Annotated in this window: 28 protein-coding genes and 1 pseudogene; 10 read left to right on the forward strand and 19 right to left on the reverse strand. The window is 64.8% G+C overall.

The features are described 5' to 3' along the window. Positions 1-92 precede the first annotated feature (92 nt). A complete protein-coding gene (gene uvrA / locus ACVIW0_RS19750) occupies positions 93-3,077 on the forward strand; it encodes an excinuclease ABC subunit UvrA (protein ID WP_461353828.1) in 2,985 nt (994 codons plus the stop codon). Positions 3,078-3,129: 52 nt separating this feature from the next. Further along, positions 3,130-3,483, forward strand: a complete 354-nt coding sequence (locus tag ACVIW0_RS19755) for a barstar family protein (RefSeq protein WP_461353829.1) — start codon at positions 3,130-3,132, stop codon at positions 3,481-3,483. Positions 3,484-3,631: 148 nt separating this feature from the next. On the opposite strand, the gene ACVIW0_RS19760 is transcribed toward ACVIW0_RS19755, so the two are convergent. The 11 genes and pseudogenes from ACVIW0_RS19760 to ACVIW0_RS19810 form a co-directional block, all read right to left on the reverse strand. Next, entirely contained in the window at positions 3,632-3,781 is a 150-nt protein-coding gene (locus ACVIW0_RS19760) for a hypothetical protein (RefSeq protein ID WP_461353830.1), read from the reverse strand. A gap of 91 nt (positions 3,782-3,872) precedes the next feature. Continuing rightward, positions 3,873-4,025 (reverse strand): hypothetical protein, encoded by a 153-nt coding sequence (locus ACVIW0_RS19765; RefSeq protein ID WP_461353831.1) that lies wholly within the window; start codon positions 4,023-4,025, stop codon positions 3,873-3,875. A gap of 91 nt (positions 4,026-4,116) precedes the next feature. Beyond that, positions 4,117-4,449 (reverse strand): PRC-barrel domain-containing protein, encoded by a 333-nt coding sequence (locus ACVIW0_RS19770; RefSeq protein WP_461353832.1) that lies wholly within the window; start codon positions 4,447-4,449, stop codon positions 4,117-4,119. A gap of 345 nt (positions 4,450-4,794) precedes the next feature. Further along, positions 4,795-5,733 carry a YVTN family beta-propeller repeat protein gene (locus ACVIW0_RS19775; RefSeq protein ID WP_461353833.1) on the reverse strand — a complete coding sequence of 313 codons (939 nt, stop codon included), beginning with the start codon at positions 5,731-5,733 and terminating at the stop codon, positions 4,795-4,797. Between the two features lie 2 nt (positions 5,734-5,735). Further along, positions 5,736-6,275 carry an SRPBCC family protein gene (locus ACVIW0_RS19780; protein WP_461353834.1) on the reverse strand — a complete coding sequence of 180 codons (540 nt, stop codon included), beginning with the start codon at positions 6,273-6,275 and terminating at the stop codon, positions 5,736-5,738. Between the two features lie 160 nt (positions 6,276-6,435). Continuing rightward, a complete protein-coding gene (locus ACVIW0_RS19785; RefSeq protein ID WP_461357376.1) occupies positions 6,436-6,990 on the reverse strand; it encodes an AAA family ATPase in 555 nt (184 codons plus the stop codon). Then, positions 6,982-7,092, reverse strand: a pseudogene (locus tag ACVIW0_RS19790) (AAA family ATPase); the annotation flags it as partial. The pseudogene ACVIW0_RS19790 and the gene ACVIW0_RS19785, both read right to left, overlap by 9 nt. Before the next feature lie 496 nt (positions 7,093-7,588). Beyond that, positions 7,589-8,464 (reverse strand): PCC domain-containing protein, encoded by an 876-nt coding sequence (locus tag ACVIW0_RS19795; RefSeq protein ID WP_461353835.1) that lies wholly within the window; start codon positions 8,462-8,464, stop codon positions 7,589-7,591. A gap of 4 nt (positions 8,465-8,468) precedes the next feature. Continuing rightward, a complete protein-coding gene (locus ACVIW0_RS19800) occupies positions 8,469-10,109 on the reverse strand; it encodes an acyl-CoA synthetase (protein ID WP_461353836.1) in 1,641 nt (546 codons plus the stop codon). Between the two features lie 209 nt (positions 10,110-10,318). Further along, the gene (locus ACVIW0_RS19805; RefSeq protein ID WP_461353837.1) at positions 10,319-10,720 is read right to left on the reverse strand and encodes an SPW repeat protein; all 402 of its coding nucleotides are present in this window, start codon (positions 10,718-10,720) and stop codon (positions 10,319-10,321) included. Between the two features lie 181 nt (positions 10,721-10,901). Next, the gene (locus ACVIW0_RS19810) at positions 10,902-11,846 is read right to left on the reverse strand and encodes a tetratricopeptide repeat protein (RefSeq protein WP_461353838.1); all 945 of its coding nucleotides are present in this window, start codon (positions 11,844-11,846) and stop codon (positions 10,902-10,904) included. Between the two features lie 102 nt (positions 11,847-11,948). On the opposite strand from ACVIW0_RS19810, the gene ACVIW0_RS19815 reads away from it, so the two are divergent. Then, positions 11,949-12,221: a GNAT family N-acetyltransferase gene (locus ACVIW0_RS19815; protein ID WP_461353839.1), complete on the forward strand. Its 273-nt coding sequence runs from the start codon at positions 11,949-11,951 to the stop codon at positions 12,219-12,221. 94 nt (positions 12,222-12,315) lie between these two features. Here ACVIW0_RS19815 and ACVIW0_RS19820 read toward each other — a convergent pair whose 3' ends face one another. Both ACVIW0_RS19820 and ACVIW0_RS19825 read right to left on the reverse strand, forming a co-directional pair. Next, positions 12,316-13,107, reverse strand: coding sequence for a fumarylacetoacetate hydrolase family protein (locus ACVIW0_RS19820; protein ID WP_461357377.1), 792 nt, complete (start codon positions 13,105-13,107; stop codon positions 12,316-12,318). A gap of 114 nt (positions 13,108-13,221) precedes the next feature. Continuing rightward, positions 13,222-13,635 (reverse strand): DUF3597 domain-containing protein, encoded by a 414-nt coding sequence (locus ACVIW0_RS19825; protein WP_461353840.1) that lies wholly within the window; start codon positions 13,633-13,635, stop codon positions 13,222-13,224. A 288-nt stretch (positions 13,636-13,923) separates the two neighbouring features. Here ACVIW0_RS19825 and ACVIW0_RS19830 point away from each other — a divergent pair, with 288 nt between their 5' ends. Both ACVIW0_RS19830 and ACVIW0_RS19835 read left to right on the forward strand, forming a co-directional pair. After that, positions 13,924-14,835 carry a DUF2189 domain-containing protein gene (locus ACVIW0_RS19830; protein ID WP_461353841.1) on the forward strand — a complete coding sequence of 304 codons (912 nt, stop codon included), beginning with the start codon at positions 13,924-13,926 and terminating at the stop codon, positions 14,833-14,835. 268 nt (positions 14,836-15,103) lie between these two features. Continuing rightward, a complete protein-coding gene (locus ACVIW0_RS19835) occupies positions 15,104-15,919 on the forward strand; it encodes a lytic murein transglycosylase (RefSeq protein WP_461353842.1) in 816 nt (271 codons plus the stop codon). Positions 15,920-15,945: 26 nt separating this feature from the next. Here ACVIW0_RS19835 and ACVIW0_RS19840 read toward each other — a convergent pair whose 3' ends face one another. Then, positions 15,946-16,371 (reverse strand): DUF3574 domain-containing protein, encoded by a 426-nt coding sequence (locus ACVIW0_RS19840; protein ID WP_461353843.1) that lies wholly within the window; start codon positions 16,369-16,371, stop codon positions 15,946-15,948. A gap of 487 nt (positions 16,372-16,858) precedes the next feature. Here ACVIW0_RS19840 and ACVIW0_RS19845 point away from each other — a divergent pair, with 487 nt between their 5' ends. Further along, the gene (locus tag ACVIW0_RS19845) at positions 16,859-17,857 is read left to right on the forward strand and encodes an AraC family transcriptional regulator (RefSeq protein WP_461353844.1); all 999 of its coding nucleotides are present in this window, start codon (positions 16,859-16,861) and stop codon (positions 17,855-17,857) included. A gap of 117 nt (positions 17,858-17,974) precedes the next feature. On the opposite strand, the gene ACVIW0_RS19850 is transcribed toward ACVIW0_RS19845, so the two are convergent. Then, complete coding sequence (locus tag ACVIW0_RS19850; protein WP_461353845.1) at positions 17,975-18,259, reverse strand: hypothetical protein; 285 nt, start codon at positions 18,257-18,259, stop codon at positions 17,975-17,977. Then, positions 18,244-18,645, reverse strand: a complete 402-nt coding sequence (locus ACVIW0_RS19855) for a hypothetical protein (RefSeq protein WP_461353846.1) — start codon at positions 18,643-18,645, stop codon at positions 18,244-18,246. The genes ACVIW0_RS19850 and ACVIW0_RS19855 overlap by 16 nt, the downstream gene beginning before the upstream one ends. 343 nt (positions 18,646-18,988) lie before the next feature. On the opposite strand from ACVIW0_RS19855, the gene ACVIW0_RS19860 reads away from it, so the two are divergent. The 4 genes from ACVIW0_RS19860 (at position 18,989) to ACVIW0_RS19875 (ending at position 22,198) form a co-directional block, all read left to right on the forward strand. Then, positions 18,989-19,141: a DUF1127 domain-containing protein gene (locus tag ACVIW0_RS19860; protein WP_074278622.1), complete on the forward strand. Its 153-nt coding sequence runs from the start codon at positions 18,989-18,991 to the stop codon at positions 19,139-19,141. 159 nt (positions 19,142-19,300) lie between these two features. Continuing rightward, complete coding sequence (trmFO, locus tag ACVIW0_RS19865; RefSeq protein ID WP_461353847.1) at positions 19,301-20,734, forward strand: methylenetetrahydrofolate--tRNA-(uracil(54)-C(5))-methyltransferase (FADH(2)-oxidizing) TrmFO; 1,434 nt, start codon at positions 19,301-19,303, stop codon at positions 20,732-20,734. A 5-nt stretch (positions 20,735-20,739) separates the two neighbouring features. Further along, positions 20,740-21,843, forward strand: coding sequence for an AMP-binding enzyme (locus ACVIW0_RS19870; RefSeq protein ID WP_461353848.1), 1,104 nt, complete (start codon positions 20,740-20,742; stop codon positions 21,841-21,843). A gap of 70 nt (positions 21,844-21,913) precedes the next feature. Continuing rightward, positions 21,914-22,198 (forward strand): DUF1488 family protein, encoded by a 285-nt coding sequence (locus ACVIW0_RS19875; RefSeq protein WP_461353849.1) that lies wholly within the window; start codon positions 21,914-21,916, stop codon positions 22,196-22,198. Here ACVIW0_RS19875 and ACVIW0_RS19880 read toward each other — a convergent pair. From ACVIW0_RS19880 to secF, 3 genes are read right to left on the reverse strand one after another with little or no spacing between them, the layout of a single operon-like run. Then, on the reverse strand, positions 22,195-23,058 hold the full coding sequence (locus ACVIW0_RS19880) for a phytoene/squalene synthase family protein (RefSeq protein ID WP_461353850.1): 864 nt from the start codon (positions 23,056-23,058) through the stop codon (positions 22,195-22,197). The two genes, ACVIW0_RS19875 and ACVIW0_RS19880, sit on opposite strands and share 4 nt — an antisense overlap. Beyond that, the gene (locus ACVIW0_RS19885; protein WP_461353851.1) at positions 23,055-23,438 is read right to left on the reverse strand and encodes an Mth938-like domain-containing protein; all 384 of its coding nucleotides are present in this window, start codon (positions 23,436-23,438) and stop codon (positions 23,055-23,057) included. The genes ACVIW0_RS19880 and ACVIW0_RS19885 overlap by 4 nt, the downstream gene beginning before the upstream one ends. A 5-nt stretch (positions 23,439-23,443) precedes the next feature. Next, positions 23,444-24,472 (reverse strand): protein translocase subunit SecF, encoded by a 1,029-nt coding sequence (gene secF / locus ACVIW0_RS19890; RefSeq protein WP_461353852.1) that lies wholly within the window; start codon positions 24,470-24,472, stop codon positions 23,444-23,446. Positions 24,473-24,480 lie beyond the last annotated feature (8 nt).

Genomic DNA, 24,480 nt, shown 5'->3' on the forward strand with positions numbered 1-24,480 from the left:
TTCCAGTCTTCACACCCCATCGGCGCAGGCTCCCGGCATCACCGGCGATGCGCGCCCAAAAGGCGCCCGATCATGCGCCCGGAATTGTCGCTATGGATGAAGTGCTCAAGGCGAAGCGCCAACAGAACGCGGGCTCCTCATCGCGCGCCATCACGATCCGCGGTGCGCGCGAACACAATCTGAAGAACATCGACGTTGAGATTCCGCGCGACAAGCTCGTGGTGTTCACCGGCCTGTCCGGTTCCGGCAAGTCGTCGCTCGCATTCGACACCATCTACGCCGAGGGTCAGCGCCGCTACGTCGAATCGCTGTCGGCCTATGCGCGCCAGTTCCTGGAGATGATGCAGAAGCCGGATGTCGACCAGATCGACGGCCTGTCGCCGGCGATCTCGATCGAACAGAAGACCACCTCGAAGAACCCGCGCTCCACCGTCGGCACCGTCACCGAGATCTACGATTACATGCGCCTGTTGTGGGCGCGCGTCGGCGTGCCCTATTCGCCCGCCACCGGCCTGCCGATCGAGAGCCAGATCGTCTCGCAGATGGTCGACCGCGTGCTGGCACTGCCGGAAGGCACCCGCCTCTATCTGCTGGCGCCGGTCGTGCGCGGCCGCAAGGGCGAATACAAGAAGGAGCTCGCCGAGTATCTCAAGAAGGGCTTTCAGCGCGTCAAGATCGACGGCACCTTCTACGAGCTGTCGGAAGCCCCCAGCCTCGACAAGAAATTCCCGCACGACATCGACGTCGTGGTCGACCGCATCGTGGTGCGCCCCGACCTCGCCCAGCGCCTCGCTGAGAGCTTCGAGACCGCGCTGAAGCTCGCCGAGGGCTTGGCTGTGATCGAATACGCCGACGCGCCCGCCGCGGCTGCGCAGGACGAGAAGAAAGAAGACAAAAAGAAAACGGCAAAAATCCACGATAAGAGCGGCCCCGAGCGCATCCTGTTCTCGGAAAAATTCGCCTGCCCGGTGTCCGGCTTCACGATCCCCGAGATCGAGCCGCGCCTGTTCTCGTTCAACAACCCCTATGGCGCGTGCCCGGCCTGCGGCGGCCTCGGCGTCGAGCAGCACATCGACGAGGATTTGGTCATCCCTGACAAGGAGCTGACCCTGCGCAAGGGCGCGATCGCGCCCTGGGCGAAATCATCCTCGCCCTATTACATCCAGACCCTGACCGCGCTCGGCAAGCACTACAAGTTCACGCTCGACACCAAATGGAAGGACCTGACCAAGAAGGTCCAGAACGCGCTGCTGCACGGCTCCGGCGACGACGAGATCAAGTTCTCCTATGAGGACGGCGTCCGCTCCTACGACACCAAGAAGCCGTTCGAGGGCGTCGTCACAAACATCGACCGCCGCTACCGCGAGACCGAGAGCGAGTGGGCGCGCGAGGAGCTCGGCAAGTATTTCTCCGACGTGCCCTGCGAGGGTTGCCACGGCTACCGCCTGAAGCCGGAGGCGCTGTGCGTCAAGATCGGCGGCAAGCATATCGGCGAGATCTCCGAGCTCTCGGTGAAGCGCGCCGGCGAGTGGTTCGAGACCGTGCCGGAAGCGCTCAACGCGCAGCAGAACGAGATCGCGGCACGGATCCTAAAGGAGATCCGCGAGCGCCTGACCTTCCTGCTCGATGTCGGCCTGAATTACCTGACGCTGTCGCGTTCGTCCGGCACGCTCTCCGGCGGCGAGAGCCAGCGCATCCGCCTCGCCTCGCAGATCGGCTCGGGGCTGACGGGCGTGCTCTACGTGCTGGACGAGCCGTCGATCGGCCTGCACCAGCGCGACAATGCCCGGCTGCTCGACACCCTGAAGCGACTCCGCGACCTCGGCAACACCGTGGTCGTGGTCGAGCATGACGAGGACGCCATTCGCCTGGCGGATCACGTGCTGGATATCGGCCCCGGCGCCGGCATGCATGGCGGCCACATCGTCGCCGAAGGCACGCCTGACCAGATCATGCGCAACCCGAAATCGCTGACCGGCAAATACCTCACCGGCGAGCTGTCGGTGCCGGTGCCCGACCGGCGGCCGCCGAACCACCGCCGCACCATCAAGGTCGTCAACGCCCGCGGCAACAATCTCAAGAACGTCTCGGCCGAGATCCCGCTCGGCCTGTTCACCTGCGTGACGGGCGTCTCCGGCGGCGGCAAGTCGACGCTCTTGATCGACACGCTGTACAAGTCGATCGCGCGCAAGCTGAACAACGCCAGCGAGGGCGCGGCGCCACACGATCGCATCGAGGGCTTGGAGCACATCGACAAGATCATCGACATCGACCAGTCGCCGATCGGCCGCACCCCGCGCTCGAATCCCGCGACCTATACCGGCGCCTTCACGCCGATCCGCGAATGGTTCGCCGGCCTGCCGGAGGCGAAGGCGCGCGGCTACGAGCCCGGGCGCTTCTCCTTCAACGTCAAGGGCGGCCGCTGCGAGGCCTGCCAGGGCGACGGCGTCATCAAGATCGAGATGCACTTCCTGCCCGACGTCTACGTCACCTGCGACACCTGCAAGGGCAAGCGCTACAACCGCGAGACCCTGGAGGTGCTGTTCAAGGGCAAGAGCATCGCCGACGTGCTCGACATGACGGTCGAGGAAGCCGCCGAGTTCTTCAAGGCGGTGCCGCGGGTGCGCGAGACCTTCCAGACCCTGCATCGGGTCGGCCTCGACTACATCCATGTCGGCCAGCAGGCCACCACGCTGTCGGGCGGCGAAGCCCAGCGCGTCAAACTCGCCAAGGAATTGTCGAAGCGCGCCACCGGCCGCACCCTCTACATCCTGGACGAGCCGACCACCGGCCTGCACTTCCACGACGTCGCAAAACTGCTCGAGGTGCTGCACGAGCTGGTCGCCCAGGGCAACACGGTCGTGGTGATCGAGCACAATCTCGAAGTCATCAAGACCGCCGACTGGGTCATCGACCTCGGCCCCGAAGGCGGCGACGGCGGCGGTGAAATCGTCGCCTGGGGCCCGCCCGAGGACATCGTCAAGGCGCCGCGGAGCTATACCGGCAAGTTTCTGGCCCCGGTGCTGAAGAAGGCGAACAAGCCGAGGAAGAGCTCGGCGAGCGAGGCGGCGGAGTGACGTTGGCCGGGTGAGTGGGCTGCGAACATTCCTCGCGTTCGGAGATGACGGTGTGCCGCACACTCCGGTGACGCGCGCCGACATCCCCGAAAACCTGACGACCAAAGCAACGTTGTTGGCCACGCTCGCCGCACAGCTCAAATTTCCCGATTACTTTGGAACGAATTGGGATGCATTCGAGGAATGCATTTGCGATCTCTCGTGGTTACAGCCCGGTCCCGTGTTGATGGCGCACGCTGACGTGCCGCTGATCGGCGATGTGCCGAACGCAATAACCTACGTCTCGATACTAAATGAAGCTACTCGCAAGATGTTGAGATCGGAGGATCATCCGCTTTCGGTCACGTTTCCCCTCAAACATCGCGACCAAGTTATGTGGCTGCTTCGAGCCCGCAGGACGGATTAGCAAAGCGAGTCGCCCTCATGAGCGGAGCGATGTGCGCGGGCCGTCGGCGCGTAGCAAGTGTAGGGCGGATTAGCGACGCGTAATCCGCCGCTCTTACGCCAAACTCGGCGGGTTACGCCTTCGGCTAACCCGCCCTACTTACTCCGAGCTACACCGCCCAATAGTTCGGGTGCGTGTACGCGCGCGAGCGGTCGCCCCAGTCGAATTCGTCGCCATCGAATTCGCACGGACCGGTGCGCAGCTCCTCCAGCGTCACTTCGGCTTCGAAGGCCTGCCGGGCGGGATCGAAGTGCAGCAAGTGTAGGGCGGATTAGCGAAGCGTAATCCGCCGCTCTTACGCCAAACTCGGCGGGTTACGCCTTCGGCTAACCCGCCCTACTTACTCCGAGCTACACCGCCCAATAGTTCGGGTGCGTATACGACAACCGCGAGCGGTCGCCCCAGTCGAATTCGTCGCCGTCGAATTCGCACGGTCCGGTGCGCAGATCCTCCAGCGTCACCTCGGCCTCGAACGCCTGCCGGGCGGGATCGAAGTGCAGCAAGTGTAGGGCGGATTAGCGAAGCGTAATCCGCCGCTCTTACGCCAAACTCGGCGGGTTACGCCTTCGGCTAACCCGCCCTACTTACTCCGCGCTATACCGCCCAATAATTCGGGTGCGTATACGACTGCGAGCGGTCGCCCCAGTCGAACTCCTCGCCATCGAATTCGCACGGACCGGTGCGCAAATCTTCCAGCGTCACTTCGGCCTCGAAGGCCTGCCGGGCGGGATCGAAGTGCAGCGCAGCCCATCTGACGGGATAGTGGTGGTGGGTGCTCAGCACGCCGCCGGTCTTGATGATGGCGTAGGCCACCGTTCCGCTCACCTTGTCGAGCATCAGCCGCTCGATCGAGCCGAGCTTGGCGCCGTCGCGCCCGAAGACGCAGACGTGCTCGACGCGGTCACTGGGCACCAAGGTATGATGCATGGCATCCTCCCTGTGTCTCCTGATATTTGCTCGATAATATATGCCTGCCGCGCTGGTGAGCCAATGGGTCGCGGCTCGGCGACCGGTCGCCGGGCGGATTGGGCAGGCTGTGCCATTCCGACTCAACGCGTTGCACGAACGCCGGTGACAGGCTCCTCGCAATGACGAAGGGAGCACCCGACAAATGCTATCGCGCGGCTGCGCGCGCTCGCACGGCTTCGGAATAATAGAAACGTATCACTGAGTTGCCCGACGCGTCAAGCCGCTTTTCCGCCTGCCGGCAGCAACCGGCTCCTTTGCATGGGGTTGTTCCTCCATATTTGGGATGCATGCCTTTGCCCGCCGCTACTCCGTCCGTCTGAGAAACGCCCCGAACGCCCGTGGCCCGTCGCCGACCTTGACCTCGCCAACCACCTTCAGCTCGGCGGCATCGATCACGCTGAGCGTATTGCTCTCCCAGTTGGCGACCAGGATGCGCTTGCCGTCGGCGGTGGCCTCGATGCCTTCGGGATAATCGCCGACCGCGATCCGCTTGATGGGCTGCAAAGTCGCGAGGTCGAACACGCTGACCTTGCCGTCATACTGGTCGGTGACGAAGCCGCGGCCCTGCGCCAGCGCCACCGCGTAGGGGCGCAGGCCGACATGGACGCGGCCGATCTCCTGCGCCGTCGCAATGTCGATCACGGAGACGTCGTTGGAGCCGACATTGGCGGTGTAGGCGCGCTTGCCCTCGGCATCGATGGTGACGCCGAACGGACGCGCGCCGACCTTCACGGTGCCTCGCCGCTCCCGCGTCGACGTGTCGATGATCGACACGCTGTCGTCGTCGCGGTCAGCGGAGAGCAGCAGCAGTCCGTCCGGCGTCACCGCGAGCCCGGACGGCGACGCGCCGACCGCGATGCTGGCGGTGACCCGCTGCGCTTTCGCGTCGATCACCCGTACCGCCGCGGCGTACCAGTCAGCGACATAGACCGTCGCGCCGTCGGGAGCGACCGCGATACCGAGCGGCCCGCCGCCGGCATCGACCCGGCCGACCACCTTGCGCGATGACGCGTCGACCACGGTGACCGCCTTGGCATCCGGGCTCGTCACATAGGCGAAGCGGCCGTCATTGCCGACCGCGATGCCCGCGGGCTTGCCGCCGATCGCAATCGTCGCGACCGGCTTCGACGTCGCGAGATCGACCACCGTGACGTCGTCGCTGAGCTGGTTGGTGACGAACGCCTCCTCGGCGCGCGCGGCGCCGAGGCCGGCGAGCAGCGCCACCAACGCGACCGCGCGCATGCTCAGGTGCCGCTCTCGATCTTCTTCTTCAGCGCCTCCAGCCCGGCCTTGTAGAGCCCGCTGACCGCCTTCACCGCGGCTTCATCGCTCAGCTCCGGCGGCGGATCGTTGTTGGGAAAGCCGCGGTAGAATGCGCCGGCCCATTCCAGCTTCGACTTGCCGTCCGGCGCCGGCGACACCGTCAGCGTCGAGGAATAATTGGTGACCGGCAGCACCTTCACGTCGACCGCGGTGATCCGGTACGAATAGCTCATCATCTCGGGCTCGTATTTGTAGAGCTCCTCGTCGATGGTGGCGCCCGGCCCCAGCGTCAGCCGCCGCGTGGCGCCGATCTCGTTGCCCTTCTCGCCCTCGGTCTTGATGACGCCGGCGAGCCAGCTCATGTCCTGAAAATTGCCGATCACCGCCCACACCTTGGCCTGCGGCGCGTCGATCTCGATGGATTCGCGCACCTTCTGGCGGGTCGGCCCATGGGCCCAGGCGGCCCCCAACACGGCCAATGCCGCCACCACGATGCCAGCACGCGCGATCGTCAGCCTCATCCTTGGTCTCTCCCGATGTGTGTCGGCGATCCGCCGCCCGGCGCATGCCGCAATTTATGGTTCGAGGTTCTAGACCGGATCGGGGACCGGCTGCTTGCACCAGAGCGAAGTTCGCGGCCGGCGGCTTCCCCGGCAGGCAAGCCCGCCCACAGCAGCGGCTTCACGCCTCGATCGCCGCCTCGACGAATCCCCTCGGGTCGTCGCAGAACTCGCGCATCAGCCGGTAGTGATCGGTATCGCCCAGGCGCACCGGCTCGAGGCCATATTTGCTCAGCCGCAGCAGCGTCGCGTTCGGATAGGCCATCAGCACCGGCGCATGCGTCGCCATGATGACCTGGCAGTGGCCGGTGCCGTGCATCCGGTGAAGCAGCTTGAGGAACTCGATCTGGCGCGACGGCGACAGCGCGGATTCCGGTTCGTCGAAGATGAAGATACCCTGGCGCTGGCAGCGCTCCTCGAAGAAGCGCAGGAAGCCTTCGCCGTGCGAATGCGACAGGAAGTCGGGCGGAAGGCCTCCGGCGTCCATCGCGGCCTCGTCCAGATATCGTGCGACCGAGAAGAAGCTCTCAGCGCGGAAGAACCAGCCGTTAGTGATCTTGGGCAGCCAGCTTGCACGCAGCGCCGACGCAAGCGAGCCACCCATTTTCTCCAGCGCCCGGCCATGGTCGACCGCGCGGTAGCCCTTGCCGCCGCCGGCGTCGTCATAGCCGGCCATCACGGCGATGCCCTCGAGCAGCGTCGACTTGCCGGTGCCGTTCTCGCCGACGATGATGGTGATCGCCTTGTCGAAACTCAGCTCGAAATCGTCGCGCAGCAGCGGCAGCACGAACGGATAGGCCTCGCGGTCCAGGATGCGCGCGGGATCGAGCCAGACCCGCCGCAGATACGGCGCCGGCATGTTGATCGGGCGGTTGCGTCCTCTGGCCATCGGTTCAACCTTGGGGGCTCGCGCGTGCCGAGCAAACAATCCCAGATCGACCCAGACTCGTCAAGAACATAACAGGAACATCAAACCCGGACTGAGGACAGGCGTTGTCGATGCGTCGCGCCAAGGGCCGCGCAACAGCGCCCCTGCCCGCCGCCACTCAACCGAGGTCCGGACCGCAGCTATGGTCTGTTCTACAAGGCGATCCTTACCGAGCAGCAGGTCGTCTGCATTTACAAGGGCCGGCCGCGCGAACTCTGCCCACACATCATCGGCCACTGAAAGCTCACACCTAGTGCGCAATTGCGCACTAGGCGGGGACGACAACGGAGGGTGCGGCGCGATATCGACTGGCAAACGCCTGGACGACGAATGGAGAGGGCGTGCCCTACGGCCGCTCCGTCTCCTCCAGCACCTCCAGCACCAGCTCCATCGTCATCAGCACCGGATTGTCGCCGCGCACCAGGCGGCCCTCGGCGAGGCCGCCGAGATAGTCGACCAGCGCGACATCGAGGCTGGCGCGCAGCCGGCGATTGGCGTCGGGCGCGATCTGCCCCGCGGTCACCGCAAGCTCGGTCGCAAACGGCACCACGCTGTGGCCGTCGCTGAAGACCGCGCCGATGGTCGAGCCGACGCCGCCATGCAGCCGCGCCCGCAAAATGCCGTGCTGGCGGCAGAAGCCCTCCAGCGCGCAAGCGAAATCCTGGTTCGGCCGCAGCCGCAGCGCGAAGGCAGGGCTCGTGGTCTTCGCACCATGCGGCGCGCGTGCGACCGGACCGAACAGCTTGAAATTGGTTTCGCTGTCAGGCTCGGCCAGGAACGTCGCCCCCTCGATCCCGAACGCATTCACCTCGAACGGTTCGGCGACGACGGTCTCGTCCGGCAGCATGTGTCCGCCGTTGCAGCGGCCGTCGGCCTCGGTCCACAATCCATGGCAATGGAAGAACGGCGCGCCGTCGCGCTCGCCGAAGGTCAGCGCCGCGAGCTTGAGCCGGGTCACGCCATCGGGACGAAACGTGTCGCTATAGAACGCCGCGTTGACGCCGTCCTTCGAGAGCGCCGGCATCACATAGGCGAATGGCCCGAGCGCGCCGCCGGTCGCGTTCAGCACGCCGCCGGAAAAACCTTCGGCCGCAAAGCCGCGGTGCACGGCTGCGAGCAAGGGAATGCCGGCCTCGAGCATGAATGAAAACGCGCGGCCGCGCGCGGCGACCCATTGAATGCGCTCAGGATGCGGAGCACCAGGCTGGTCGATGCTGCGCATCGCTTCACGCGCCCGTCGATCTGGCGATCACCTCGAGCAGCCCGCGCGCCTCGAGCTCGTCGCGGATCAGCCGCTTCGGCACCTTGCCGTAGCCGGACTTCGGCAGCGCCTCCCAGAAGAAGAAACGCTTCGGCATCTTGTAGCGCGGCACCTTTGGCGCGAGGTAAGCGGCAAGCTCCGCCTCGTCGACCGCCTCGCTGCCCTCGCGCGCGACGCAGACGGCGACGCCGACCTCGCCCCAGAACGGATCCGGCACGCCGAGCACGGCGACCTCGCCGACCGCGGGATGGGTCAGCAGCTTCTCCTCGATCTCGCGCGGATAGATGTTGGAGCCGCCGGAAATGTACATGTCGGAGGCGCGGCCGGTGATGTAGACAAAGCCCTCCTCGTCCATATGGCCGAGATCACCGGTGCGGAACCAGCCGTCGCGAAACGCCTTCGCATTGGCCTCGGGGTTGTCGTAGTAGCCAGCAAACACGCCGGGGCCGATCACGCAGATTTCGCCGGTTTCGTGCGGCTTCAGCTCGCGTCCGTCGTCGCCCTGGATCGAGACCTGCATGCCGGTCCGCTCGAAGCCGCAGGTGCCGATCCGCGCATGCGGTCCGTCCTCGGGATCGTGCAGGCCGGGCGGCAGCACCGTGATGTTGCCGGTGACCTCGCCGAGGCCGAAATACTGCACCAGCACACCGCCGAGCTTGTGCAGCGCCGCCTTCTGATCCTCGCGATACATCGGCGCGCCGGCATAGATGATGTAGCGCAGCGAGGAATGATCGTGCTGGTCTGCGGCGGGATGCTCGACCATCATCTTCAGGATGGTCGGCACCGTGAACATGTTGCTGACGCGGTGCCTGGCGATCAGGCGATAAGCTTCCGCGATGTCGAATTTCTCCGACGGCAGCAGGAGGGTCGGCACGCCGCGCGCGGTCTGCACCAGTTGATGCACGCCGGCGCCATGCGACAGCGGCGCGACCACCAGCGAGGCGTCGTCCTCGGTCGTGCCGGGCATCAAATCGGCGAGATGGTTGGTGATCACGAACGCCATCTGGCCGTGGGTCAGCACCGCGGCCTTGGAGCGGCCTGTCGTGCCTGAGGTGAAGAAGAACCAGCAGGGATCGTCGTACTCGACGGCAACGTTCTCGACCACCGCACTCGCGTGTTTGGCGATGACGTCACCGACGGTCGCCTCGCCGAACGTGCCCTCCTCGCCGATCCGCCAGACGAACTCGAGCGCCGGATTGGCGGCGGCCTTGGCATGTTCGGGGAAGTCGGCGTGGCACAGGAACGCCTTGGCACCGGAGGCCGCCGCCAGATAGGCGACCTCGTCCGGCATCAGGCGGAAGTTGGTCGGCACCCAGACCGCGCCGAGCCGGAAGGCCGCAAACATCGACCAGAACATCTCGTCGCAGTTCTTGGAATGCACCAGGATGCGGTCGCCCTTGACGATGCCGCGGGCGGCGAGCGCCGCCGCCAGCGCCGAGACGTTCTGGTCGATATGGCGCCAGGACCAGACCTTCTCGCTCCAGATAAAGCCGGGACGGTCGCCATGGCGGCGGGCGTTCTGGGTCAGGATGTAGGCGAGATTCATCACCCGGCGCGACACCCGCGCGATCCCGCCGCGCGGCGCGGTCGCTTCAGTCCCGCTCATTGCCGCCCCGCCGATACGTACAACAGACATGGCAAGGTCAGGACAGGCATCGGGTGTTTCCTCGGTCAGAACCGGGCGTCTTCAAGCGCCGCAAGGGGTTGCTGCCGCCCGGTTTATCGCCAAGCGCCGCGCCTCGGCAAGGCCCGCCGCTGCGGCGCCATGATACCGCGTGCCCGCGGCCGCCGGCCGGGCCGAGCCCGCCCCGACCGCTACTGCGGATGCTTGGCCAATTCCTGCTCGCTCAGGTTCCAATCCTGCCAGAGCTGTAACGCGCCGATCAGGGCGACCAGCGCGCCGAGCAGGATGTGCCAGACCTGCAGCGCCTGGTCCTCGGCGTAGCCGAAGACCAACGGCGATGCCATCAGCCAGAGGCCGAGCACGATGCTCGCCACCTCCTCCCAGCGATGCAGCGCGACATATTCGAGCTGGGAGATGCCCAGCACCAGCATGCCGACCATGAAGCTGTTGAGCACCAGATGGCTGCGCTCGATATCGATGGCGCCGCTCACCTGCATCGGAAACCAGGGCGAGACCATGATCAACACGCCAAGCAGCATGCCGAGCCAGTCCTCCCAGGGGCGGTGTCTGTTGAAGAAGCGATTATCCGACATGACGAACCTCCTTGCGACAAGGGGCATACGTCAGCGGCCGGTCCTGCCATTCCGCACCAAACGACCTTCGGGCCGCATCACGGGCGTATGTCTGAGCACAAACTAATCGAATTGCATCGGCTCGCAAGGCCCGATCCGCCTGTGTGCGATGCGGCGGGCCAGCGGCGGCGGACACCGTCCATCACCGCGCCCCGCCGAGGCGCGCCAGCGCCTCCCTGGCGGTCTTCAGATCGGGCTGCAACTCGAGCGCCTTGCGCAAGTCGGCCGCCGCGCCGGCCTTGTCGCCGAGCCGCAGTTTGGCCTGGCCACGGTTGTTCCAGGAATAGACGTCAGCGGGATCGTATTGCAGCGCCTTGTCGTAGTCGGCGAGCCCGCCCTTGTTGTCGCCCTGGAACAGCCGGATCATGCCGCGGTTACGCCAGCCGCGCGCATCGGTCGGCGCAAGCTTCACCGCCTCGCTGTAGTCGGCGGCGGCGCGGTCGAGTTGCTCGGCCTCGCGATAGACATTGCCGCGGTTGATATAGGCGAGCACGTTCGGATCGAGCTTGATCTCGGTGGTGAAGTCGGCGATCGCATGCGCCGCATCGCGCTTGCGATAGTAGACGAAGCCGCGATTGCCATAGGCGGTGGAGAGCTGCGGATTGTATTTGATGGCGAGGTTGAGATCGGCCAGCGCGCGGTCGAGATCGCCCTTGTTGAGCCAGGCATCGCCGCGGTTGTTGTAGGCCATCGCGAAGCCCGGATCGATGCGGATCGCCTCGTCGTAGTCGGCGATCGCATGGTCGAGATCTTGCTTGAAGGCGTAGACGCGGCCGCGATTGGTGTAGGCGCAGGCAAAGGCCGGATCGAGCTTGATCGCCTCGTTGAGGTCGGCGAGCGCGGCGTCGAGCTCGCGCTTCTCCGTCAGTCCATGGCCGCGGTTGCAATAGGCCCCGGCCAGCCGCCTGCCGGTCTGGGTCTTGCCGTCGATGACCGCGGTGCAGGCGGTGACGCGGTCACCCGGGGCCGTCGCAGCACCGATGCAGGTCTGCCAGCTCGGATCGTCGGCGGCAGCTGCTTGCGGGGAATTCGGCAGCGTCAGGGCGGCGCCGAGCCATGCGGCGGTCAGGCAGGCCAAAATGCGCATATCGTTCAATCCAGAAATGCCAATATGCGGGTTGGTCGCGGCTTTGCACCGGCGGGTTCACGCGCTTAGATCAAGTCCTGTGAATCAAGTCAGGATTTTGCGATGGCTGCCGTCCGCGACAACAGGGACCAAAACCGCTTCGAGCTCGACACCGAGGGCGGGCTCGCGTTTGCGAATTACCGGCGGACGCCTTCGGCCGTGATCATCACCCACACCGAGACGCCGCGCGCCCTGCGCGGCCGCGGCATCGCATCGGAGCTGGTCAAGGGCGCGCTGGAGCTGGTCCGAGCCGACGGCCGCAAGGTGATCGCCGGCTGTGGCTTCGTGGTGGACTACCTCAACAAGCATCCGGAATACGCGGATCTTGCCGGCTAGAGCATGATCCGGAAAAGTGCGAAGCGGTTTTCCCTCGCGACAAACGCCAAAGGCGTTTGCGCGGAGAGCATGCTCAAACAAAGAACCGCCGACGTCAGACGATCTTGATCGACATGTCGGACAGGCCATCGAGCTTGCACAGCAGCACGTCGCCCTCGACGACCGGGCCGACATTCTCCGGGGTGCCGGAATAGATGATGTCGCCGGCCTTCAGCTCGAATGCCTCGGAGAGCTTTGCGATCTGCTCCGCGACGCTCCAGATCATGTTCTTCAGATCCGAGCTCTGCCGCACCGCGCCATTGACCGCGAGCGAGATCGCGCCTTGGGTGAAATGGCCCGTCTTGTCAGCCGGATGGATCGGCCCGAGCACCGCGGCGTGGTCAAAGCTCTTGCCGATCTCCCACGGCTTTTTCTCGGCGGCCATGCCGTTCTGCAAATCGCGCCGCGTCATGTCGAGGCCGAGCGCGTAGCCATAGACGTGGTCGAGCGCCTTGTCGGCGGGGATGTTGGTACCGCCGGATTTCAGCGCGGCCACCAGCTCGACCTCATGGTGATAGTTCTTGGTCAGCGACGGATAGGGATGATCGGCGACGGTACCGATTGCGACATTCTGGATGGCGTCCGTCGGCTTCTGGAAGAAGAACGGCGGCTCGCGGGTCGGGTCGGAGCCGCGCTCGAGCGCGTGCGCCGCGTAGTTGCGGCCGATGCAATAGATGCGGCGGACCTGAAACACCTCAGTGGCGCCGACGATCGGGATCGTCACCGGTGGGACCGGAAACATCGCTTTCGGCGCGGCCTCGGCATGGGCCGGTGCGGACTGCGCGGCGGCGCCGGCCAGCGCAAGCGCGCCAGTCGCAAGCATGGTCCGGCGATCGAGATCGGTCATCCGCGTAGTCATGGGCGTTCTCCTTCCTGTTGGCCGATCTATAGAGACTCGCCGGTCGATAAAAAAGGGCCCGCGCTGGCGCGGGCCCTTTCCGTTTGCGGGATGATGATCCCGTCAGTGCTTGATGTCCGGGGGCAGCTTGCCGCCATTGGCCGCGAGCTTGGTCATCACTTGCTTGTGCAGCCAGATATTCATGCTGGCGGAATCGTTGGTGTCGCCGGTGTAGCCGAGCTCCTTGGCGAGCTCCTTGCGGGCCGACAGGCTGGAGTCGATGTCGAGCGCCTTCATCAGGTCGACGATCGAGGTCCGCCATTCGAGCTTCTCACCCTTCGCTGCCACCGCCTTGTCGAGAATGGGAGCGACGTCAACCGACTGCGCGGGCGCCGCGCCGGCCGGCACGGCGGCGGGAGACGGCGACGCGCTGCCGGATCCACCGGCCGGAGCTGCGCTCGGCGCCGTCCCGCCGGCTGGCGCGGCGCTGGCGCTGTGACCGAAGATCGCGCCCATGATTTTTCCGAAAATGCTCATCGTTCGCTCCCAAGAGAGTTGAGATGTGATGGCCACGCGGCAATGCGCCGGCTGACCGAGGTCGCAGTTGAACTGTATCGCCCCCTCAATAGCTTGCCAATGCGACATTCACTTAAGCGTGAGTGCTTTTGCCGCGGTTTGGGAGTACCCTCACTGCACAGTTCGCGACACGGCCAGTTCCTTGCTTTGTCATTCGCGTCTGGCTTGTTCGTGATCGCTTCGAGAGCCGGTACGTTTGTGCCCGCGCGCCGGGCGCAGAATGCGACCGCCCAGAGGGAGACAACGACCATGGCCACGCCATACCAAGGCAATGTCACATCAGTGACGCAGGGCGGACAAGGCACTGCGTCTGCGCCAATCATCCGCACCATCGGCCTGTCCGATTTGCATCAAGCGCTGCGTCTCGGCTGGGAAGACTTCAAGGCGGTGCCAAGCCACGCCATCATCCTGTGTCTGATCTATCCGGTGCTCGGCATTGTGCTTGCGCGCACCGTGCACGGCTATTCCGTGCTGCCCCTGCTGTTTCCGCTGGCCGCGGGCTTTGCCCTGCTCGGCCCGTTTGCCGCGATCGGCCTCTACGAGATGAGCCGCCGCCGCGAAGACGGCGGAGAAGCATCCGCATGGGACGCCCTCGAGGTGTTTCGCTCGCCGTCATTCGGCGCGATGCTTGGGGTCGGAACGCTGCTCTTCGCCCTGTTCGTGACCTGGATCGCCACCGCACAGGCGATCTACACCGCAGTGTTCGGTTACGAGACCGCGGCCAACATTCCCGATTTTGCCGAGCGCGTGCTGACCACTCAGCAAGGCTGGTGGCTGATCGTGGTCGGCTGCAGCGTCGGCTTCCTGTTCGCGCTGGTCGCGCTCTGCATCAGCGTGGTCGCCTTCCCCATGATGCTCGATCGCCAGGCAACCGCGGGCGAAGCCATGGTGACGTCGATGCGCGCCGTCGCGCAGAACCCGGTGCCGATGGCGGCCTGGGGCCTGATCGTCGCGGTGCTCCTGCTGCTGGGCACGATCCCGTTCTTCCTCGGACTTGCCGTGGTGATCCCGCTGCTCGGTCACGCCACCTGGCATCTCTATCGCGAGGTCATCGTCAAGGATCCGAATGCACGGCCTGTGATCCCCGAGCCGCGCGAGCGCAAGCCCGCGGCCGACTTCCCGGCCAATTTGTTTCCGTGGCGGCGCGGTGACCGCGGATAGCATCGGCTAGACCCGAACTCGTAAACCTCAAAGCAACCGCCGGCCGATATGTTCGGCCGGCGGTTTGTCGTACCTGGAGCATGATCGGGAAAAGTGGAAACGCATCATGGTGCAGCCGTCAACAGGATGTGAAATTGGCGTGGCATTTGCAGCGCGATCTGGGACAAACCGCTCGATCACGAGCCTTGTTTTAGCCGCTGTTGCCGCGAACATACCCGCGCCTTTCGCGACCACCCCATGACATCGCAGCCTTCGGAGTGAATTGCCTATGACCCCTCGCGTTCCCTTTCGCGCCCTCGCCGTTGGCGCGTGGCTCCTGACCTCGACCGCGTCGGCGCTCGCGGCCCCGTGCGGCACAGGCACGTTCGAGTCCTGGCTCGACGATTTCAAGAAAGAGGCTGCGGCGAAGGGCATTTCACAGAACGCGATCCAGGCGGGGCTCAACGGCGTCACCCAGGACAAGGCGATCCTGTCACGCGATCATTCGCAGCAGGTCTTCAACCAGACCTTCGAGCAGTTCTCGGGCCGCATGGTGCCGCCGCGGCTCAATCGCGGCTCCGACATGATGAAGCGCTACGGCTCGGTGCTGTCGCGGATCGAGGAGGCTTACGGCGTGCCCGGCGAAATCCTGGTCGCGATCTGGGGGTTGGAGACCGATTTCGGCGTCAACACCGGCAAGTTTCCGACCCTGCGCTCGCTGGCAACGCTGGCCTATGACTGCCGCCGTTCCGACATGTTCAAGGCCGAGTTAATGGACGCGCTGCGCATCGTCGAGCGCGGCGACCTTGCGCCGCAGGACATGCGCGGCGCCTGGGCCGGCGAGCTCGGCCAGACCCAGTTCATGCCGTCGTCCTACATCAAGTTCGCAGTCGATTTCGACGGCAACGGCAAGCGCGACCTCTTGCACAACGTGCCGGACGTGCTGGCCTCGACGGCGAATTTCCTGAAAAGCTACGGCTGGAAACCGGGCAAGGGCTGGGAGCCCGGCAGCGAGAATTTTGCCGTGATCCAGCAGTGGAACAAGAGCGAGGTCTACGCCAAGACGATCGGCTACTTCGCCACCCAGCTCGCCAAAGCGCCATAAGGTCCGTCGCTATTTACAGCGCGTGGTCAGAACGATGCGCAGGTGGTCGAGAGCGTGAGGCCAACCGACTGTTGATGAAAGCGCTGCCTGTATGCGGCGCCGATCTGTGTCAGGCGTTCCAAGGTCTCCGGGGTCTCGGCAGCGATGATGCGCACGACAAAGGACCGCTCGTGTGTGATGCGACCCGTATCCGGGTCCCGCCACTGGCCGGAAGCCCTGAGTTGGGTCAGTCCATCTGGAAAGCGCGGTGTCACCTCCTTCAGAAGGAAGTCCGACCACTGGGCGTCCGATACGCGGCCATGTCCGGCGATACGACGCCCAAACAGCAGTTCGGCCTGCATCATCGACTTGCCATTGATCAGCTGGCAAGACGTTGCCGCGCCTTCGGCGTTGGTTGTGTTCGTTCCCGCAACGAGGATAAGCCACGCCGCGGCGTGGATCATTGCGCGCATGAAGGTCGAACTGTGAGCTTTGGCACTCCGGCCGGCGACGTCGTGGGTGTTGCGGTCGGGTGCCCGATCCAGGCAAACAGGAGCATTCCGAGGAACACGGCGAGCCCGCTCATGATGTCCATGGCAAGCCCGACATCGCCGGGGCGCCATATCAACACGCAAAAGTAGTTCCAAGCTCACACCTATCCTTCTGAGAGAGCTCAATATTTCGCCATAGCTTTTAGTGCCTTGTCCGCCCCGCCGGCTAGGACAGGCGCGACAGCGCATTGGACGAAAACGACCGGGCCATCAGCCGGGATGCGAGTTCCACCTCGGATTGCACTTGTCGCAGGCGAATCGCGGGTGAAACATGCGTGGGCGCTTTGACGCGGCCGAGTGATTGGCTAGAAGCCCTTCGTCGCGCGCGTTTGTTGCCGCGAACCGGTCGTCTTGGTGAACCAGACGCATCAATCCGGCGACACCTGTTGCGACAGCTTGAGTTTCCCCGATGACCTCGACCGCCGACGACGCTGCCGTTTCCCGATTTTCTCTGGAAGATTTTGCCGAGCAGGACCGTTTGGCCGCATGGCGTGATCTGTACGGCCGGCTGGTGCTGAAGGCCGACCTCGCGCCACTGCCGGATCATTCTTTGCACGCGGACGTGACAGTGCGGATGCTACCCGGGCTGTCCATCACGTCGGCCAGCATGTCGGCGTTTCGCTATGAGCGGGGCGCCGAACAGTTGGCGGATGGCAATGACGGGCTTGTCCTGGTGGTGGGTTCGCACGACGCCATGATGGTGCAGCGTGGACGTGAAGTCACCTCGAGTGCCGGCGACGGGCTGTTGCTCAGCTCGGCGGATCCGGTCGCGATGGTCTGCCCCGCGCCGGCGAAGATTCTGTGCCTTCACGTTCCGCGGCCGGTGCTGGCGCCGCTGGTGAGCAGCGTCGATTCCTTGGTGATGCAGCCTATTGCGCGCTCCACTGAAGCGCTGAAATTGCTGGTGAGCCATGTTGGGGCGCTGCAGGAGGATTCTGCGCTTGCGACGCCTCAGCTACGGCACCACGTGGCCTCGCATGTGCACGATCTGATCGCTGTGGCGCTCGGCGCAACGCGAGATGCCGCGGCTCTTGCCGATGGGCGGGGCGTCCGCGCCGCGCGGCTGCGTGCCATCAAGGCAGATATCGTCGACCATCTCAATCATGGTAGTCTCACGGTTGCGGCTGTCGCGCGGCGGCATGCCGTCACGCCACGCCAAGTGCAACGGATGTTTGAAGACGACGGGACCACATTCTCACAATTCGTGCTTGGGCGCCGTCTCGCACGAGCGCATCGGTTGCTCGTCGATCCGCGCCACGCCGACCGGCCTGTGAGCGCAGTCGCCTTTGAGGTTGGCTTCGGCGACGTGTCCTATTTCAACCGCACCTTTCGCCGGCAATACGGAGCGTCCCCCTCGGACGTGCGTGAATCGGCGCGAACGGGGCTGATCATCGGCACTAACACGTGAAGGGCATGCGAGCGGGGCGCCCGCCTGCCGGACGATTGCATTGTACGTTCCATGCTCCGGCCAAATCAAAGGGCCGACCGCCCCAGGCGATCGGCCCTTATCGTCATCATCAAAGCCTTACTTCGCCATGCTGGCTTCTGCAGCCTTGCTGAGGTGTGCGCCACAGGCGCCCCACTTGTTGTTCAGCATCGCGTCCTGAGCGAGCGAGACCTCCTTCTCCGCCCCGAATTTGACCTCATTGTCGGCCATAGCTTCGACCGCGGCTTCGGTCTTGCCGAGGTTGTCGCCACTGCAGGCGAGACCGGCATGGTGACGATGAGCGGCCTGGGCGGGCGCAACAGCGAAAGCAACGGCAGCCACAGCGGCTGCTGCGATCAATGTCTTGATCATGGGATGTTCCATCTTCTGTTCTTGAACAGAAACCAGCGTGATTGCGGAATCTGCGGGACGATTATTCGCTGTTCACGCCACCGTTCAGAATGAACTTCGCGCGATACAAATGTGATAGGCGCTGCGCGCGTATCGCGCATGCGTTGAATAGTGCTTTGATGACAAGCCGGTAAGGAAGCAGTGCCGCAATAGCTTGCTGGCTGGTTCACTTCAACCGAGATCGACTTCCGATAACCAGCAGCACAAGTCAGCGGCCTCGCGCTCGCGGCGCGTTCCGTTCCCACCCCCAAGATCAAAATACCTCCGCCGTCAATGCGACCGATTGACGCGACGTCCGTTGATGGATTGGGCGCGCCATGTAATGAATAAATATTCACTTCAGCTGCGCGTTCTTGCATGCGAATCACGCATGGACCACACAGCCGTGATCCATGCGGCTGACGGTGTCTAGGCTTGATTTGATGGTCTTAAATTACCACATCGCGCGGTGCGAACAAAAGCGCCAGATTCCGGTAATCACCTGATATCGGGAAGATTTCTATATGATTTGCGGCCGCGACGGAACTTCTGACCACAGTACGGTTCCGCGGGCGGCGAGCGGTTAATCGAGGGTTACCTTGGCCATGCGTTTTCGGATTAGCTGCATCGCAACATCGGAACTACCGCACTGCACTATATCATCTATATTCACTTCAACGATGAGGCTTTGAAACGCTGAATCCGAACTACTAGGAGACTACCATGTTGCTGTCGCTCATCCGCATGATCCAGGCTTTCCGGGATTACCAGCGCAATGTCAGCGAACTGTCCCAGCTCAGCGATCGCGAACTGGCCGATATCGGCCTCGACCGCTCGGACATTCCGCGCGTTGCAGCCGGTAACTACAACGGCTAATCGGCCGCCGGCCATCTGATGACGGATAACGCCCGCTTCCATAGCGGGCGTTATCGTTTCCGGGGCGCTGTTCCCAACGCGAACCGGTATCCACTTCGCTTGCAAGCGCTATTGGTGGTTTCAGATGCATACGGCATCAAAACGCGCTAACGCTGCGCGATGACACCGCATCAATCCTCTTCCCAACCCGTGCACATCGTGGGCGCGGGGCTCGCCGGCTCGGAAGCCGCCTGGCAGGTCGCCAATTCCGGGATCCGCGCCGTCCTGCACGAAATGCGCCCGCAGCGGATGACCGAGGCGCACCGCACCGACGGCTGCGCCGAGCTGGTCTGCTCGAACTCGTTCCGTTCCGACGACGCCGCCAACAATGCCGTGGGGCTGCTGCACGCCGAGATGCGGCGGCTGGGCTCGCTGATCATGCGCTCGGCCGATGCCAACCAGGTGCCCGCCGGAGGCGCGCTGGCGGTCGACCGCGACGGCTTTTCGGCCGCCGTCACCAGGGCGCTCAACGAGCATCCGCTGATCGAGATCAGCCGCGAGGAAGTCGCAGGGCTGCCGCCGGCCGACTGGAGCAACGTTATCGTTGCGACGGGTCCCCTCACCTCCGCGCCGCTCGCCGACGCCATCCGGAAGCTCACCGACGAGAATGCGCTGGCCTTCTTCGATGCGATCGCACCGATCGTGCACAAGGAGTCCATCGACATGTCGGTGGCCTGGTTCCAGTCGCGCTACGACAAGGTCGGGCCTGGCGGCACCGGTGCCGACTACATCAACTGCCCGATGACCAAGGAGCAGTATGATGGATTCGTTGCGGCGCTGCGCGATGGCGAGAAGGTCGACTTCAAGGATTGGGAGACCAACACGCCCTATTTCGACGGCTGCCTGCCGGTCGAGGTGATGGCCGAACGCGGCCACGAGACGCTGCGCCACGGGCCGATGAAGCCGGTCGGACTGACCAATCCGCACAATCCGACGGTGAAGCCCTATGCGATCGTCCAGCTGCGGCAGGACAACAAGCTCGGCACGCTCTACAATATGGTCGGCTTTCAGACCAAGCTGAAGCACGGCGCGCAGCAGCGCGTGTTCCGCACCATCCCGGGCCTCGAGAAGGCGGAATTCGCCCGCCTCGGCGGCCTGCATCGCAACACCTTCCTGAATTCGCCAAAACTGCTCGACGAGCAGCTGCGGCTGCGCGCGCAGCCGCGGCTGCGTTTCGCCGGCCAGATGACCGGCTGCGAAGGCTATGTCGAGTCGGCCAGCGTCGGCCTGATCGCCGGGCTCTGCGCCGCCGCCGACATCCGCGGCGCCGCGCCGCCGCCGCCGCCGGCCACCACCGCGCTCGGCGCGCTGCTCGGCCATATCACCGGCGGCCACATCGAAACGATCGACGCCGGTTCGCGCTCGTTCCAGCCGATGAACATCAATTTCGGTCTGTTCCCGCCGCTGGCCAGCCCGCCGACCAAGAAGCCGGACGGCTCGCGGCTGCGCGGCAATGAGAAGACCGTCGCCAAGAAGCGGGCGATGAGCGCTCGGGCGCTCGCCGACCTCGATCACTGGATCGCAGAGCATCTGCGCGTTGCGGCAGCGGCCTGACAGTCATGAGCTTGCCGAAAGACGACGACGCCACCCTGTCGGCGCGATGGAGCCAGGGCGTGCTGCTCAAGCGCGACGTGTTCTCGACCGTCGAGCGCGGCCGCTTTCGCGCCGATGACGGCGAGGTCGATGGCGTGCTGCGACGGCTCGATCAGGTGCCGTTCTGGTCATTTGGGCTGGCGCTGCATCTGTTCTCGCGCGAGCGCCGCGCGCTGACCGTGGCGCGCGACCTGGACGTCGGGCCCAAGCTATTGTGGGCCGGCCGGCGCGCGCTGGTGCGCGGCTTCATCGACGGCGCGGCGCTGCATCTGGCGAAGCCGCATGGCAACGTCGCCTATTTCCGCTCCGCCAAGCAGGCGTTGCGCAAGCTGCATCGTGCCGGCATCTGCCACAACGACCTCGCCAAGGAGCAGAACTGGCTGGTCGGCCGCGACGGCCGTGCCTATCTCACCGACTTCCAGCTCGCCGCCTGCTTCAAGTCCCGCAGCCGGCTGTTCCGCATCGCGGCCTACGAGGATCTGCGGCATCTGTTGAAGCACAAGCGCAGCTACGCACCGGAGGCGCTGACGCCAAGGGAGCGCAAGGTGCTGGCGAAGAAGTCCGCGGTCGCCAGCGTCTGGCTCAAGACCGGCAAGAAGGTCTATCAGGCTATCACGCGCGGCATCTTCAATTTCACCGACCGCGAAGGCGGCGGCCGCCGGCTGGTCAACGACGCGCCGGTGCTGATCGATCTGATCCGCAAGAATCCAGACGTGCGCGACACCGCGGTCGTCGCCTTTGCCGACCGGCGCGTCGGCGTCGGGCTCTACGCCTTCGTCGAGGCCGACCAGCCCGCGCTGGAAAAGACGCTGCGCAGCGCGCTCGCGTCCGCCAAGGGCATCAAGCCGCCCGAGCACATCCAGATCGTGCACGCGTTGCCGCGCGATGCCGCCGGCAAGCCGCGCATCGAAATCCTGCAACTCGTCGCGATGAATCAGGTCGACCTGATCGAGCCGCTGATGCGCAACGACGCCGATCGCGCGTTCCTCAAGGACATCCTCGAGCAACGCAAGAATCTGCGCGATCGCTTCAATTTCGAAGTGGCCGAGATGGATCGGCCTGCAGGCTAGAGCAGTGACCTCGACAAACGCCGCGCCAACCCCCACTGTTGCGAGTGGTAGCGCTCAAGGGACAAGTTCAATGCCACTGACCCGTGGCCGCATCGGAGGATATGATTCCGAACGTCTTGCGTTCGGATTCACCATGATGAACGGCGATCAGGAAATCGAATGCCAGATCAGCGACGCCGCGATGGACGAGCTGGCTGGCACGCGTGGAACAGCGAGCATGGCGCGACAGGCGCAATTCGTTGCGCTGCGCGACGCGGTCGAGCAAATCGCATCCGACATCTATGACAGCAGCCCGGTGGTCCGGGGCGCGACGATCCGGATCTTCACCAAGCATATTTCGAAGCAGAGCAGCTAGCTGCCGAACTCTTCCGTGCGCGCAGCCCGCCACAATGTCCACAGCGTGCGCAGGCGTGAGACCGGCTGCGGCAGGAACGGGTCGTTGTCGGGTCTCCTCGCCCGGTTCAGCTCGCGCCTGACACAGGCGAGCGGCAGGAAGATCGACCGCACGCCGGCCGGCACGTCGGCAAGCAGCCCGAATGCGGTCCTCAGATGACCCTGCGCCTCGTCCGCGAGCTGATCGATCGCAGCACGGATGCCCGGCGTCGGCTTGCCGGCAAACACCTCCTCCCTGCTGCTGCCGTGCTGCTGCAGCAGTTGCGACGGCAGAAACAGCTGCTGCCGCGCGGCGTCGCGGCCCAGCGACGCGATGACCTGCGCCATGCCCTGGGCCAGGCCCGCATGCCGGGCCAGGTGATCGATCGCCTCTGACGGCCGCGCCACCACGCGCGTAGCCTGCGAGAACAACGCCGCCGCAGTGGCGTCGAGATAATCCTCGAGCGCGGCCAGCGACGGCATCGGGTCGTTATAGAGATCGAATTGGTGCTCCTCGACCAGCTTTGACAATGGCGAGACCGGCAGGCGGTGCGTGCGGATCGCTTGCAGCAGTTCTGCGGCGACCGGATTGCCCTCGACGCCACCATGCCCCGTACCGGCCAGCATATCGGTCCACCATTGCAGACGCATCTCGCCGGGCAGCGGCTGGCTGACCTGCTCGTGTACCCGCGAGACCTCGATGTTGAAGGCGTAGAGCGCCAGCAGCGCGCGGCGTTCCGGCCCCGGCACGAACAAGGTCGAGGCGTAGCGGACGAAGTCGTGGCTCCGCACCAGATCGGCGCTGTACGCCGCGCCGTCCTTAGGCGTTTCCGTCGCGCTCATGGCACCGCGATCAGCGCCGCCGCGACGCGCCGCCGCTCGCCGAGCATGATGTTGTAGGTCCGGATCGCGGGTCCCGTCTGCATCGGGTCGAGCACCACCCGCACCGTGCGCAGCGCCTCGCGCAGGCCCTTGGGCGGCACCCAGACCTCGGTGCCCGTGCCGACGATCAGCGTGTCGATCGCATTGGCGGCCGCGAACACCTTCTGCAGCGAATATTCGTCGATCTCCTGTGGCCTGGTGACCGGCCAGGCCCAGATCGAGTCGGGCAGGCACAGCAGCGAGCCGCGATGCGACATATCGGCAAACGCAAAGCCGCCCTTGCCGTAAGCCTCGATCGGCGCCGACCTCGGAAGATGGGGAGCGTCCGAGGGGTTACCCATGCCGGCTACTTCTTGGCTGCCACAGCGTCCGGCTTCTTGGCCGGCGCATCCTGCGCCTCGCCGCGCGTGGTGTGAACCCCGAGATAGATCAGAATCGGCGCCGCGATGAAGATCGAGGTATAGGTGCCGACCAGCACCACGCCGAACATCATGACGGCGGTGAAGCTGTGAATCGCCTGACCGCCGAACAGCAGCAGCGCGAGCAGCGCCAGGGTCACGGTGACGTGGGTGATGATCGAGCGCGACAGCGTCGAGTTGATCGACTCGTTGAGGAGCTGCGGCATCGGCATCTTCTTGTAGCGCCGCAACATCTCGCGGATACGGTCGTAGATGACGACGGTGTCGTTGAGCGAGTAGCCGAGAATAGTCAGCAGCGCCGCGATGCTGGTGAGGTCGAAGTCGACCTGGGTGATCGACATGAAGCCGATCGTCAGCACGATGTCATGGACGTTGGCGATCATGGCGCCGAGCGCGAACTGCCACTCGAACCGGAACCAGAGGTAGATCAGGATGCCGACGATCGCAAACATCAGGCCGAGCATGCCGTACGCCAAGAGCTCGCCGGAGACCCGCGGTCCGACCACCTCGACGCGGCGATAGTTGACGCTATCGCCGAGCGCGCCGCGGACCTTGCCGACCGCGTCCTGCTGGGCCTGGTCGCCGCCCGGCTGTTCGGCGACGCGGATCAGAACTTCAGCCGGACCTCCGAACTGCTGCAATTGAACTTCGCCGAGGCCAAGGCTGTTCAAGGTCGTGCGCATCGCGGCGATATCGGCGGTGCCGGACTTGGCTTGCACCTCGAGCAGCGTGCCGCCCTTGAAGTCGATGCCGAAATTCAGGCCGTGGGTGAAGAACAGCGTGATGGCGAGGATCGAGAGCAGCGCCGAGATCGGGAAGCTGATGCGGCGGAAGCGCGTGAAATCGAAATGCGTATCGTCGGGCACGATACGCAGCGACGGCAGCAGGCCGAGCGCCGCGACGACGGTCAGCACGGCGATCAGGATGCCAAGGCCAATGAGAACGATATGAGTCACAACAGGCC

This window comes from Bradyrhizobium sp. USDA 4454 (assembly GCF_054822705.1).